Source organism: Pseudomonas sp. Y5-11 (genome assembly GCF_022368695.1).
GTDB classification, from domain to species: domain Bacteria; phylum Pseudomonadota; class Gammaproteobacteria; order Pseudomonadales; family Pseudomonadaceae; genus Aquipseudomonas; species Aquipseudomonas parakoreensis.
This window is the reverse complement of sequence record NZ_CP058974.1, coordinates 4968004-4980740: the sequence shown is the minus strand read 5'-3', so window position 1 is coordinate 4980740 and position 12737 is coordinate 4968004. Positions and strand designations below refer to the sequence as shown.

12 protein-coding genes are annotated in these 12737 nt (G+C 59.6%); 8 read left to right on the top strand and 4 right to left on the bottom strand.

The features are described 5' to 3' along the window. Nucleotides 1-14: 14 nt before the first annotated feature. From fadA to HXW87_RS22180, 5 genes are all read left to right on the top strand, one after another. Nucleotides 15-1190, top strand: coding sequence for an acetyl-CoA C-acyltransferase FadA (fadA, locus tag HXW87_RS22200; protein ID WP_007910465.1), 1176 nt, complete (start codon nucleotides 15-17; stop codon nucleotides 1188-1190). Nucleotides 1191-1289: 99 nt separating this feature from the next. Then, entirely contained in the window at nucleotides 1290-1526 is a 237-nt protein-coding gene (locus HXW87_RS22195) for a DUF1653 domain-containing protein (protein WP_041069004.1), read from the top strand. A gap of 114 nt (nucleotides 1527-1640) precedes the next feature. Beyond that, a complete protein-coding gene (gene topA, locus HXW87_RS22190) occupies nucleotides 1641-4271 on the top strand; it encodes a type I DNA topoisomerase (protein WP_121186410.1) in 2631 nt (876 codons plus the stop codon). A 144-nt stretch (nucleotides 4272-4415) separates the two neighbouring features. Next, the gene (locus HXW87_RS22185) at nucleotides 4416-4940 is read left to right on the top strand and encodes a DUF6586 family protein (protein ID WP_182401863.1); all 525 of its coding nucleotides are present in this window, start codon (nucleotides 4416-4418) and stop codon (nucleotides 4938-4940) included. Between the two features lie 106 nt (nucleotides 4941-5046). After that, nucleotides 5047-5280 (top strand): hypothetical protein, encoded by a 234-nt coding sequence (locus HXW87_RS22180; protein WP_003226592.1) that lies wholly within the window; start codon nucleotides 5047-5049, stop codon nucleotides 5278-5280. Between the two features lie 94 nt (nucleotides 5281-5374). Here the strand turns inward: HXW87_RS22180 and sulA are convergent, their stop codons facing one another. Continuing rightward, nucleotides 5375-5848, bottom strand: coding sequence for an SOS-induced cell division inhibitor SulA (gene sulA / locus HXW87_RS22175; RefSeq protein WP_182401861.1), 474 nt, complete (start codon nucleotides 5846-5848; stop codon nucleotides 5375-5377). A gap of 10 nt (nucleotides 5849-5858) precedes the next feature. Further along, a complete protein-coding gene (lexA, locus tag HXW87_RS22170) occupies nucleotides 5859-6467 on the bottom strand; it encodes a transcriptional repressor LexA (protein WP_103485794.1) in 609 nt (202 codons plus the stop codon). Nucleotides 6468-6696: 229 nt separating this feature from the next. Between lexA and HXW87_RS22165 the strand changes: the two genes are divergently transcribed. The 3 genes from HXW87_RS22165 (at nucleotide 6697) to HXW87_RS22155 (ending at nucleotide 9323) form a co-directional block, all read left to right on the top strand. Continuing rightward, nucleotides 6697-7404, top strand: coding sequence for a TetR/AcrR family transcriptional regulator (locus HXW87_RS22165; protein ID WP_047295276.1), 708 nt, complete (start codon nucleotides 6697-6699; stop codon nucleotides 7402-7404). Between the two features lie 158 nt (nucleotides 7405-7562). Then, complete coding sequence (gene nagZ / locus HXW87_RS22160; RefSeq protein WP_121186408.1) at nucleotides 7563-8573, top strand: beta-N-acetylhexosaminidase; 1011 nt, start codon at nucleotides 7563-7565, stop codon at nucleotides 8571-8573. Nucleotides 8574-8585: 12 nt separating this feature from the next. After that, nucleotides 8586-9323, top strand: a complete 738-nt coding sequence (locus HXW87_RS22155) for an S-methyl-5'-thioinosine phosphorylase (protein ID WP_095668720.1) — start codon at nucleotides 8586-8588, stop codon at nucleotides 9321-9323. Between the two features lie 140 nt (nucleotides 9324-9463). Here the strand turns inward: HXW87_RS22155 and HXW87_RS22150 are convergent, their stop codons facing one another. Continuing rightward, nucleotides 9464-12154 (bottom strand): DEAD/DEAH box helicase, encoded by a 2691-nt coding sequence (locus HXW87_RS22150; protein ID WP_239777768.1) that lies wholly within the window; start codon nucleotides 12152-12154, stop codon nucleotides 9464-9466. 11 nt (nucleotides 12155-12165) lie between these two features. Further along, nucleotides 12166-12732, bottom strand: a complete 567-nt coding sequence (locus HXW87_RS22145; protein ID WP_047295268.1) for a CsiV family protein — start codon at nucleotides 12730-12732, stop codon at nucleotides 12166-12168. Nucleotides 12733-12737: the final 5 nt, after the last annotated feature.

The following is a 12737-nucleotide window of genomic DNA, read 5'->3' as shown; positions in this document are numbered from 1 at the left end:
GTGAGAGTGAACTTATGAGCTTGAATCCTAGAGACGTCGTGATTGTCGACTTCGGTCGTACTCCGATGGGCCGCTCCAAGGGCGGCATGCACCGCAACACCCGTGCCGAAGACATGTCGGCGCACCTGATCAGCAAACTGCTGGAACGCAACGCCAAGGTCGATCCTGCTGAAGTCGAGGACGTGATCTGGGGCTGTGTGAACCAGACCCTGGAGCAGGGCTGGAACATCGCGCGCATGGCGTCGCTGATGACCCAGATCCCGCACACCTCGGCCGGCCAGACCGTCAGCCGTCTGTGCGGCTCGTCGATGAGCGCCCTGCACACCGCTGCGCAAGCGATCATGACCGGTAACGGTGACGTATTCGTGGTTGGCGGCGTCGAGCATATGGGGCACGTGAGCATGATGCACGGTGTCGATCCGAACCCGCACATGTCGCTGTACGCGGCGAAAGCCTCGGGCATGATGGGGCTGACCGCGGAAATGCTCGGCAAGATGCACGGCATCACCCGTGAGCAGCAGGACGCCTTTGGCGTGCGCTCCCACCAGCTCGCCCATAAGGCGACGGTGGAAGGCAAGTTCAAAGACGAAATCATCCCGATGCAGGGCTACGACGAAAACGGCTTCCTGAAGCTGTTCGACTACGACGAAACCATTCGTCCGGAAACCACTCTGGAAAGTCTGGCGGCCCTCAAGCCTGCCTTCAATCCGAAGGGTGGCACCGTGACTGCCGGTACTTCGTCGCAGATCACCGATGGTGCTTCGTGCATGATCGTGATGTCGGCGCAGCGTGCACAGGACCTGGGGATCCAGCCGATGGCCGTGATCCGTTCGATGGCGGTGGCGGGTGTGGATCCGGCGATCATGGGCTATGGTCCAGTGCCGGCTACACAAAAAGCCCTGAAGCGTGCGGGCCTCGGCATCAACGATATCGACTTCTTCGAGCTCAACGAAGCTTTCGCTGCACAGGCCCTGCCAGTGCTGAAAGATCTGAAAGTGCTCGACAAGATGAACGAGAAGGTTAACCTGCACGGCGGCGCGATCGCCCTGGGTCACCCGTTCGGTTGCTCCGGTGCCCGTATTTCCGGCACTTTGCTGAACGTGATGAAGCAGAATAGCGGTACCTTCGGGGTGGCCACTATGTGCATTGGTCTCGGCCAAGGCATCTCCACCGTCTTCGAACGCGTTTAAGCGTCTCGTCGATGGAAGCCGGGGCCAAGTGCCCCGGTTTTTGTTTTTGTGGATTTATTTTTGTATTTATTTTGAAAAAATTTGAGTGAGGGCCGAAGCATGCCGATACAACCTGGGCTCTACCAACATTACAAAGGTCCGCAGTACCGCGTATTCAGTGTGGCGCGGCATTCCGAGACCGAGGAAGAAGTGGTCTTTTACCAAGCCCTGTATGGCGATTACGGCTTCTGGGTACGCCCTTTGAGCATGTTCGTCGAGTCGGTCGAGGTTGACGGCGAGCAGGTGCCACGCTTTGCTTTGGTGCAAGCCGAACCGAGCCTTTTTTCCAAGCCATGAGGCGAGTGCGCACAGAACCCTGTGCTTGACCTCACCTTGTAGCCACTATATATAGCGGTGCCGCGTCAGGCGCCAACCGCCTTTCACTTCTAGAATTCAGGAATTTTCTGATCCATGGGCAAATCGCTGGTCATTGTGGAATCCCCGGCTAAGGCCAAGACCATCAACAAGTATCTGGGCAACCAATACGTGGTGAAGTCGAGTATCGGCCATATCCGAGACCTGCCCACCAGCGGTTCGGCTAGCGCCAGCAAAGAGCCGGCCGCCAAGCGCGGCAAGGCCGCCGCGGGTGAAGGGCCGGTGCTCACGCCGAAAGAGAAGGCGCGCAAGCAACTGGTTTCGCGCATGGGTGTCGACCCGGAACATGGCTGGAAAGCCCAGTACGAGATCCTTCCGGGTAAAGAGAAGGTCATCGAAGAGCTGCGCCGGCTCGCCAAGGATGCTGACACCATCTATCTCGCAACCGACTTGGATCGCGAGGGGGAAGCCATTGCCTGGCACCTGCGCGAAGCCATCGGTGGTGACGACAGCCGCTACAAGCGCGTGGTGTTCAACGAAATCACCAAGAAAGCGATTCAGGAAGCGTTCTCCGAGCCGGGCGAACTGGACATCGATCGTGTGAACGCCCAGCAGGCGCGTCGTTTCCTCGACCGCGTTGTGGGTTACATGGTCTCGCCACTGCTGTGGGCCAAGATCGCCCGTGGCCTGTCGGCCGGTCGCGTGCAATCGGTTGCCGTGAAGCTGGTGGTCGAGCGTGAGCGTGAAATCCGTGCGTTCAACCCGGAAGAGTACTGGGAAGTGCACGCCGATCTTGGCACCGCCAAGGGCTCGACTGTACGTTTCGAAGTGGCGCGCGAGAAGGGCGAAGCCTTCAAGCCGCTGAACGAAGCCCAGGCCACGGCCGCGCTGGAGAAACTCAAGTCCTCCAGCTACAGCATCGTCAAGCGCGAAGACAAGCCGACCAGCAGCAAGCCGTCGGCGCCATTCATCACGTCCACCCTGCAGCAAGCCGCGAGCAATCGTCTGGGCTTCGGCGTGAAGAAAACCATGATGATGGCCCAGCGTCTGTACGAAGCCGGCTACATCACTTATATGCGTACCGACTCGACCAATCTTTCGGCCGATGCCGTGGCGATGGCGCGCACCTACATCGAAGATGAGTTCGGCAAGAAGTACCTGCCGGAAGCGCCGAATGTCTACAGCAGCAAAGAAGGCGCACAAGAGGCTCACGAAGCGATTCGTCCTTCCGACGCCAACACCACGCCAAGCAAGCTTGCAGGCATGGAGCGTGACGCTGAGCGCCTTTACGAGCTGATCTGGCGCCAGTTCCTTGCTTGCCAGATGCTGCCGGCGCAGTACCTGTCGACCACTGTCAGCGTCGCTGCTGGTGACTTTGAGCTGCGCGCCAAGGGCCGCATCCTCAAGTTCGACGGTTACACCCGCGTCCTGCCGCAGATCGCCAAGCCTGGCGATGACGACGTTCTGCCCGACATGGCCCAGGGCGATGTGATGAAGCTGATCAAGCTTGATCCGTCGCAGCACTTCACCAAGCCGCCAGCGCGTTACTCCGAAGCGAGCCTCGTGAAAGAAATGGAAAAACGTGGTATCGGTCGTCCCTCGACCTATGCAGCCATCATTTCGACCATTCAGGATCGCGGCTACGTGACCCTGCACAATCGTCGTTTCTACTCGGAAAAGATGGGCGACATCGTCACCGAGCGTCTGTCGGAGAGTTTCTCGAATCTCATGGACTACGGCTTCACTGCCGGCATGGAAGAGAACCTCGATGACGTGGCTCAGGGCGAGCGCGACTGGAAAAACGTGCTGGACGAGTTCTACGGCGACTTCAAGAAGAAGCTTGAAGTGGCGGAGAACCCGGACAATGGCATGCGTGCCAACCAGCCCGTGATGACCGACATTCCGTGCACCACATGCGGTCGTCCGATGCAGATCCGTACCGCATCGACCGGTGTGTTCCTTGGCTGCTCGGGTTACAGCCTGCCGCCGAAGGAGCGCTGCAAGGCCACCGTCAATCTGGTGCCAGGCGACGAGATTGCCGCGGACGACGAGGGCGAGTCGGAGTCGTTGGTTCTGCGTGGCAAGCATCGCTGCCCGATTTGCAGCACGGCGATGGACGCCTACCTGCTTGATGAGAAGCGCAAACTGCACATCTGCGGTAACAATCCGGATTGCGCGGGCTACGAAATCGAAGAGGGCAACTATCGCATCAAGGGCTATGAAGGTCCGAGCCTGGAGTGCGACAAGTGCGGCAGCGAGATGCAGCTCAAGACCGGTCGTTTCGGCAAGTTCTTCGGTTGCACCAACCCAACTTGCAAGAACACCCGCAAACTGCTGAAGAGCGGTGATGCGGCGCCGCCGAAGATGGATCCGGTGAAAATGCCTGAGCTGAAATGCGAAAAGGTCAACGACACCTACATCCTGCGCGACGGTGCTTCCGGTCTGTTCCTGGCAGCCAGTCAGTTCCCGAAAAACCGCGAGACCCGTGCTCCGCTGGTGATCGAGATTCTGCCGCACAAGGACGAGATCGATCCGAAGTACCACTTCTTGTGCGAAGCGCCACAGAAGGATCCTGATGGTCTGCCAGCGGTCATCCGCTACAGCCGAAAGACCAAGGAGCAATACGTGCAGACCGAAGTAGACGGCAAGCCTACCGGCTGGAAGGCGTACTACGATGGTGGTAAATGGACTGTTGAAGACAAGCGCACGAAAGCCAAGGCTGAGTAAGCGTTAGCCTGATACAAAAAAGGCCGCATGATAACCCTCGGGTTTTCATGCGGCCTTTTTGTTTTGTGCTTGCGGTCGGATCCGTTGATCCATGACACTGTCGGGTCTGTGTGACGCAATTATTTCGCTGTGGAGACTGCCGGCATGGCGCACGAACTCTATACCCGCACCAATCAGAAAATCTATTTCGCCGGCCTGTCGCTGGAAGCTCTGGCTCGTGCCGAAGAGGGGCGAGCGATGAATTCGCTGGCGCTGATCCAGGCTGGGCGTGAATCGGCGTTATTTCACCTCTACGGCGCGCTTTTGGGACTGTGCCATGAGATCGCCGGTTTCTATCGTCTGCCTCAGGCTAATGCTTCGCGAGCAGAAGTGTTGTTGACTCGTGACGTCCTGGAATCGATTGCCATCCCTGAGCTGGCCGAGATGGTGGAACTGACCGGTAACCCTGAAACCTGGCTGGCGAAACTGCTGGCGGCGCATTCGGCGTTGTTCCAGCCGCCACGGGTGCCACAGAAGCCCAAGGGCGATGTGACGCAGCCATTGATTCAGGCCATTAATCTTGATGAGGAAGAGGCGCCGCAGGAGTTGAGTCGCGAAGAGCTGGAGAGCTGGCGGCAGAATCTCAAAGGTCTGGCGATCCGCTTTCGCGAAGGTCTGAACGAATGCTGATGGGCATTGGTACGGTGGCAATCTGAAACATGCTGCTGGTCAAGATCCCGAGCGAACCCCGAATGATGTCTATATAATCCCTGCCTTTCGTGGAGAACAGACCTATATGCCAACGTCCTTTCTAGAAATTGTCGAGTTACCAGACGGCCGAATCGAACTGCGCAGGGCTGAGGACGAGGGGTCTCTGGTGACGCTGGATTTCTCCGAGGATGCCAAGGCGTTCCTGCAAGGCCAGCACGTGGAAATCGCCAAGGCGATGTTAAGCGTCGGCGTACAGATGGCCGGTCGTATGGTCGAAGGCGAGTTTGATAAGGAAGAAGGGCCGCGGGTTCTTCACTGAGCCCCGCCTGTCGGCGATTGCCGCTATCGCATCAGATCGGCTTCTCTGTCCCTGGAGAAGCCATGCGCTTCACACAGTGCGCGTTACCAGTGAATCAACCCAGTCGAATGTTCAGGCTCTGAGCGTCGCCCGTGCGGGCAGCGCCGACCAGCTGTTGCCGGGAGCTTGTGTTCAGTGGGTTGAGCCATGTCACCACTGTGTGGCTACGGCCCAGACGCAGCGCTTCACACGCCAGTTGCTGAGCGCTTTGCGCGCCACGTGGTTGCAGCAGCAGAATGCGTTCACGGTTCAGGCCGGCCTCTCGCAGCCAGGTTTGGGTCAGGCTGGCGGGTGGGGCGATCAGCGTCAGCCAGCGTGCATCCTGATCCTCGCTCAGTTCGCGAAGGATCGGGGCGAGCAGGTTCAGGCAGTTCCCGGCCGCACCGCGCAGTGACAGCTCACTGAATACTTCCGGTTCGGCAATCCATGGGCGCTCGACGACATCTTTCAGGATCGGCGCCATCGGTTGTGCCAGAAACGCTTCGAATAAAGGCAGTTGTGTTTGCTGAGGTGTGTGTGGGAACTGCATAAAGCCTCCTTTAGCGGCGGATGACGCCGACACTCAAGCCTTCGATCACCAGTTCCTGATCTTTCAGGTCGACTTCGATAGGGGCGAACTCAGGGTTTTCGGCAATCAGCCAGACTTTGCTGCCTTCGCGCTTGAAGCGCTTGACCGTCACTTCATCGCCGATCCGTGCAACCACGACCTGGCCATTGCGTGCTTCGCGAGTAGTGTGAACCGCCAGCAGGTCACCGTCGAAAATGCCGATGTCCTTCATGCTCATGCCGTGTACGCGCAACAGGTAGTCGGCTCGGGGATGGAAGAAGGCCGGGTTGATGTTGCAGGACTCTTCGATGTGCTGCTGGGCGAGGATCGGAGCACCGGCGGCGACCCGGCCAATGATTGGCAGGGTGGAGTCATCGGTCTTGGCTTCGAAGCCAGGGATGCGGATGCCCCGAGAAGCGCCAGGCGTCATCTCGATGGCGCCTTTGCGGGCCAGGGCCTTGAGGTGCTCTTCAGCCGCGTTTGGCGACTTGAAACCCAGCTCCTGAGCGATTTCCGCGCGGGTTGGCGGGTAGCCGTTGTCTTCGAGGCAGCGTTTGATAAAGGCCAGAATCTCGGCTTGGCGTGGCGTCAGCTTTAGCATATTGATCGCTCTGTCTTTTTATACAGTGACTGGGATTATATACAGTGAAGCAGTCTTGGCAATGCCCGTTTTTTTGCGGCCCGCCGGACGGTCGGCTGCCGTGCTTATTAAAGGAGCGGACGAGTGTGGTTAAATAGCTGACCGACCATTCCCAAAACGAACTGGCAGGCTTGACAAGGCACAGGCTGAAACGTATGTTTCAAACAAGTGTTTGTCAGGCGGAGTAGCCATGGCCCAGTCGGAAACCGTTGAACGCATTCTTGATGCTGCCGAGCAGTTGTTCGCGGAGAAAGGTTTCGCCGAAACCTCATTGCGTTTGATCACCAGCAAGGCCGGGGTAAACCTGGCGGCGGTGAACTATCATTTCGGCTCCAAGAAAGCCCTGATCCAGGCGGTTTTTTCGCGCTTCCTCGGGCCGTTCTGCGTCAGTCTTGATAAAGAGTTGGAACGGCGTCAGGCCAAGCCGGAAAACAAACCGACACTTGAAGAGTTGCTGGAGATCCTCGTTGAACAGGCGCTGGTGGTCCAGCCACGCAGCGGTAACGACCTGTCGATTTTCATGCGTTTGCTCGGGTTGGCGTTCAGCCAGAGCCAGGGTCACCTGCGTCGTTATCTGGAAGACATGTACGGCAAGGTGTTCCGCCGCTACATGCTGCTGGTCAACGAAGCGGCTCCGCGCATTCCGCCCATCGAACTGTTCTGGCGCGTGCACTTCATGCTCGGCGCTGCGGCGTTCAGCATGTCGGGCATCAAGGCCCTGCGCGCGATTGCCGAGACCGATTTCGGCGTCAACACGTCGATCGAACAGGTGATGCGCCTGATGGTGCCGTTCCTCGCCGCTGGCATGCGTGCCGAAACCGGTGTCACCGATCCGGCGATGGCAACAGCGCAATTGCGTCCGCGCAGCAAGTCGACTCCGGTGGCCGCCAAGGTTTAACCGCACACGGGTGGGCGCGGCAGTTTACATCCGCTAAGCTAGCCGCCCATGCCGACTCTCGTTCTGAACCCGAAATCCCAAGAAATTGCCGACCTGCCGAGCATTGCTCACGGTAGCGATTTCCTGCGGGTCGGGTTTTTCGTTTTCAAGGAATTTCTATGACTGCTGGCCTGCAAGGCTCGTTGATGGTGGACGTCGCCGGTACCTGGCTGACGGCCGAAGATCGCCAATTGTTGCGTCAGCCCGAAGTGGGTGGCCTGATCATTTTTGCCCGTAACATCGAGCATCCACGGCAGGTGCGTGAGCTGAGCGCCGCGATCCGCGCCATTCGCCCGGATCTGCTGCTGGCGGTGGACCAGGAGGGCGGTCGCGTCCAGCGCCTGCGTCAGGGCTTCGTGCGCCTGCCGGCGATGCGCGCCATTGCTGACAACCCGAATGCCGAGTATCTCGCTGAGCAATGCGGCTGGATCATGGCCACTGAAGTGCTGGCGGTCGGCCTTGATCTGAGTTTCGCCCCGGTACTGGACCTGGATTACCAGCGCAGCGCCGTGGTTGGCACCCGTTCGTTCGAGAGTGATCCCGAGCGCGCCGCATTGCTCGCTGGAGCGTTTATTCGCGGCATGAACAGCGCCGGCATGGCTGCCACTGGCAAACATTTCCCCGGTCACGGCTGGGCTGAAGCCGATTCCCACGTCGCGATCCCGAACGACGAGCGCAGCCTTGACGACATCCGCGCCAATGATCTTGTACCGTTCGCCAGGTTGAGTAAGCAGCTCGCGGCGGTCATGCCCGCCCACGTCATCTATCCGCAAGTCGATTCGCAACCTGCCGGCTTCTCCCGTCGCTGGTTGCAGGAGATCCTGCGCGGCGAGTTGCAGTTCGACGGGGTGATCTTCAGCGACGACCTTTCAATGGCCGGCGCTCACGTGGTTGGCGATGCCGCCAGCCGTATCGAAGCCGCACTGACTGCCGGCTGTGATATGGGGCTGGTGTGCAACGACCGCGCTGCTGCGGAACTTGCGCTCAGTGCCGCGCAACGGATGAAGGTCAAGCCGTCCACGCGCATTGCGCGGATGCGCGGCCAGGCGTTCGCCAGCACCGACTACCGTCAGGACCCGCGCTGGCTCACTGCAATCGGTGCGCTCAAAGACGCTCAACTGATCGATTAAGGATTATTTGCTATGACGGTTTACGCAATCATTGGTGGCACCGGCCTGACTCAACTCGAAGGCTTGACCATTCGCCAATCGCTGGCGGTAGACACGCCTTATGGCGCGCCATCAGCCGACGTGCAGATCGGTGAATACGCTGGCAAGGAAGTGCTGTTCCTCGCCCGTCACGGCCATCCGCATCGCTTTCCGCCACACAAGGTCAACTACCGCGCCAACCTGTGGGCGCTGAAGCAGGCTGGCGCGGAGGCGATCATCGCGGTCAACGCGGTGGGCGGGATTCACCCGGCCATGGGCACCGGCCACTTCTGTGTGCCGCATCAGATCGTCGACTACACCAGCGGTCGCGAACACACGTTTTTCGCCGACGATCTGGAGCACGTCACCCACATCGATTTCAGCTTTCCTTACAGCGAGCCGCTGCGTCAGCAATTGATTGCGGCGGTGGCTGCCGAAGGTTGCGAATACAGCGATCAGGGCGTGTATGCCTGCACTCAGGGCCCGCGTCTGGAAACCGTGGCGGAGATCGTGCGACTGGAGCGCGATGGCTGCGACATCGTTGGCATGACCGGCATGCCGGAAGCCGCGCTGGCCCGTGAACTGGAGCTGGATTACGCCTGCCTGGCGCTGGTGGTGAATCCGGCGGCGGGCAAGACCACCGAAGTGATCACCATGGCCGAGATCGAGCAGGCGCTGCATGACGGGATGGGCAAAGTGAAATCGGCGTTGGCGCGGGTGCTCAAGGGCTGAGTCTGACCGAAACCGATTTGGCCTCATCGCTGGCAAGCCAGCTGCCACAGGTATCGAGTTGAATCACAGTGTTGTGTTCGACTCATAACCTTGTGGGAGCTGGCTTGCCAGCGACAGCTCTCTAATTGGCAGGGAGGGGCTCAACGCTTGTCGAGCTTATCCGGCAACGGCGCAAACAGCGCTTCGATATCATCGCTCTGCAGTTTCCAGTCCCCGGCCTTGCGCCCATCCAGCACGCCTGCCGCCAGGTCGGATTTTTCCTTCTGCAGGTGCTGAATCTTCTCTTCCACCGTGCCCCGGGCAATCATCTTGTAAACGAACACCGGCTTTTCCTGGCCGATCCGGTACGCGCGGTCAGTCGCCTGATTCTCCGTTGCCGGGTTCCACCACGGGTCGTAATGAATCACCGTGTCCGCTTCGGTCAGGTTCAAACCAACGCCACCGGCCTTCAGGCTGATCAGAAAGATCTGACGCTTACCGCTCTGGAATTCCTTCACCGGCGTGCGCCGATCGCGGGTCTGTCCCGTCAGCAGGGCATAGGCCACGTTGCGTTTTTTCAGTTCGTCTTCGATCAGTGACAGCATTGACGTGAACTGCGAGAACAGCAGAATTCGCCGACCTTCCTCAAACAACTCCTCGAGCATTTCCATCAGACTGTCGAGCTTGCCGGAACTGCTGCCGCGAGCGGGCAGGGTGGCGTCGTTGACCAGGCGCAAGTCGCAGCAAACCTGACGCAGCTTGAGCAGGGCTTCAAGAATGATGATCTGGCTGCGCGCCACGCCCTTGCGAGTGATCTCGTCGCGGACTTTCTTGTCCATCGCCAGGCGCATGGTTTCGTACACATCGCGCTGCGCCTCATTGAGATCGACCCAGTGGATGATCTCGGTTTTCGGCGGCAGTTCGGTAGCCACCTGTTCCTTGGTCCGGCGCAGCAGAAACGGTTTTATCCGCCCATTGAGGTGCTGCAATCTGACTTCGCTGGCGCGTTTTTCGATCGGAACGCGGTAGTCGGCATTGAAACTTTTGACGTCGCCCAGCCAGCCCGGCAGCAGAAAGTGGAACAACGACCACAACTCGCCGAGGTGGTTTTCCAGCGGTGTGCCACTCAGGCACAGGCGCTGGCGCGCGTTGAGTTCGCGAGCGGCCTGCGCGGCCTTGCTGTTGGGGTTCTTGATGTATTGGGCTTCGTCCAGCACCAGAACGTGCAGCGGCTGTTGTGCCAGCCGTTCGACGTCCTTGGGCAGCAGTGCATAGGTGGTCAGGATCAGGTCGAAGTCGGCCAGATGCTCGAAATGCTTTTTGCGGCCGGCACCGTACAGCGCGACCACTTTCAGTTGCGGCGTGAAGTGCGCAGCCTCATCGAGCCAGTTCGGGATCAGGCTGGTGGGCATCACCACCATGCATGGCCGATCCAGGCGTCCGGCGTTTTTCTCGCTGAGAATATGCGCCAGGGTCTGTAGGGTTTTACCCAGGCCCATGTCGTCCGCAAGAATCCCGCCGACCTCAAGCTGACGAAGGGACTGCATCCAGCTCAGACCTTCGAGCTGATAAGGGCGCAACGTCGCGTTCAAACCCTTCGGTGCCTTGGCCGTGTAATCACGGATGTCGCGCAGGCGTTGGGCGAAGCTGCGAATCTGCTCGCCGCCTTCCCACAGCAGGGGAAGGCCTTCCAGCGAATTGAGCCGCGTCGCGTCGGCTTTGCTCAGGCGCAGGGTGGTTTCGCCCGGCTCCTGCAAGTAAAACTCGCCCAGTGTCGCCAGCACCGGTTTCAGTCGGCCAAGGGGCAGGGCCACCTGCAGTGGCCCGTGCTCACTGTTGCGTTGCGGAATATTGACCAGAATCAGTTCGTCATCGCGTCGCCGTGCCAGGCGTTCCGGGTTGAGGATTTCCGTGTGCGAGCGCATCAGGTTGAGCAGGATCGGCAGCAGGCTCAGGCGTTCGCCATTGACGATAATCCCCAGCTCCAGATCGAACCAGTCGCGCTCCGGCGCCTGTTCGACGGTGGCGTACCAGTCGTCGACGGCAGTCAGGTCGAAACCGAATTCCTCGTCGATCTGCAATTCCCAGCCTTGGGTACGCAGTTTCGGCAGTTCATTGAGGGTGAACGTCAGCCAGGCGCTGTCGTTGACCATTTCGTACAGCTCACCAGCGCTTTCCGGTAGTGCCTTGCTCTGGCGGGTGGCGATGCGAAAGCCGAGGATTCTTAACTGTTCGCGGTAGGACTGTTCCACTTCAGGATGGCGTTTTATCCGCAGCGTCTGGGTTTCCTGGCGGATCAGGATGTCGCTGTTTTTCTGTCCGCTGACGTATTCATCCAGATAGCTGAACGACAGCGCCGCGCGATGCTGGATGTAGCGCTGCATCTTGCCGTTGCGTGGCTCGAACGCGCTGAACTCGACGCTGGCCAGCCACAGGCGCGGCAGCGGTTGCACGTTGTCCACCAGCACTTGCGGCGGCGCCTTGGGGCTGCGGTTCTCCAATACGGCCTGGAGTTTTTCCAGCAGTTCGGCGTCTTTTGCGGCGGCCGGGTATTCGAGGGTTTCCTGCACTTGCAGAAGTACCGCAGCGCAGTGCTTGCAGTTGTTGCGCACCGGGCAGGTACAGCTGGCGTCAACCAGCAGCAGGGTGCCTTTGGCTGACTCGCGCAAGTGAATGGTCTGACGGTAGACGTTACCGCCAGAGCCTTCGCAACTGGCGGTGATGGTCGCATCGCCAACCTGCGCGATGCGTACCCGATTCTCCAGGGCGTAGCGGCGGCCACGCTCCAGGCTCTGTTCCTTGAATCGGCTGACCCAGGAGGGTGCCAACGGTTTACTCAGGGGCGGGGACATAAGGACTTCGATCAGTCCGGAATCGCTTCAGGAGCTTGCCGAGGGGCGGGCGCCGTCAGGGAAGTGATCTTGATCAGCAGCGCCAGGTGGCCGTTGTCGAGATAGTTGAGCTGGCCGTTTTTAGTGTGGCTGTCCTGCTTCAGGCGTTCGCTGGCAGTGACCATGCCGTTGGCGTCGATCTGGTTGACCCAGAAGTCGGCGTTCACGTCGGTGAAGCGCCCGAGTTTCATTTCCAGGGTGCCTTCGATCGGGAACTGGCCGAACTGTTCCTTGCCGTCGCTGACGGCCACCTTGGTCGGCGCTTCGCCGAGGGTTTGCTGCCAGGCCTTGTGCAGCAGCACGCTGTACTCGCCGGTGGCGCTGAGTTTGTTGGCCACCTCATTCAAGGCAGGTGTGCGCTGGCTGGCATCGTCGAGGCGTTGAGCGCCGGCTGCCCAGTCTTCCGGGGCCGCGCGGCTGACAATCGCCGGTACGGCGTTCTGCCGCACCAGAATCATTTCGACCATGTAGGTGTCATCGGCAAACGCCATCGGTGCTACGAAGCTGAGTAGCAAAGTCAGTGAGCGAAACAGGCGCATGCGGC

Excerpts from the sequence above, each read along its gene's own strand:
- fadA (WP_007910465.1), top strand. The coding sequence starts at position 15 with ATGAGCTTGAATCCTAGAGACGTCGTGATTGTCGACTTCGGTCGTACT.
- HXW87_RS22195 (WP_041069004.1), top strand. The coding sequence starts at position 1,290 with ATGCCGATACAACCTGGGCTCTACCAACATTACAAAGGTCCGCAGTAC.
- topA (WP_121186410.1), top strand. The coding sequence starts at position 1,641 with ATGGGCAAATCGCTGGTCATTGTGGAATCCCCGGCTAAGGCCAAGACC.
- HXW87_RS22185 (WP_182401863.1), top strand. The coding sequence starts at position 4,416 with ATGGCGCACGAACTCTATACCCGCACCAATCAGAAAATCTATTTCGCC.
- HXW87_RS22180 (WP_003226592.1), top strand. The coding sequence starts at position 5,047 with ATGCCAACGTCCTTTCTAGAAATTGTCGAGTTACCAGACGGCCGAATC.
- sulA (WP_182401861.1), bottom strand. The coding sequence starts at position 5,848 with ATGCAGTTCCCACACACACCTCAGCAAACACAACTGCCTTTATTCGAA.
- lexA (WP_103485794.1), bottom strand. The coding sequence starts at position 6,467 with ATGCTAAAGCTGACGCCACGCCAAGCCGAGATTCTGGCCTTTATCAAA.
- HXW87_RS22165 (WP_047295276.1), top strand. The coding sequence starts at position 6,697 with ATGGCCCAGTCGGAAACCGTTGAACGCATTCTTGATGCTGCCGAGCAG.
- nagZ (WP_121186408.1), top strand. The coding sequence starts at position 7,563 with ATGACTGCTGGCCTGCAAGGCTCGTTGATGGTGGACGTCGCCGGTACC.
- HXW87_RS22155 (WP_095668720.1), top strand. The coding sequence starts at position 8,586 with ATGACGGTTTACGCAATCATTGGTGGCACCGGCCTGACTCAACTCGAA.
- HXW87_RS22150 (WP_239777768.1), bottom strand. The coding sequence starts at position 12,154 with ATGTCCCCGCCCCTGAGTAAACCGTTGGCACCCTCCTGGGTCAGCCGA.
- HXW87_RS22145 (WP_047295268.1), bottom strand. The coding sequence starts at position 12,732 with ATGCGCCTGTTTCGCTCACTGACTTTGCTACTCAGCTTCGTAGCACCG.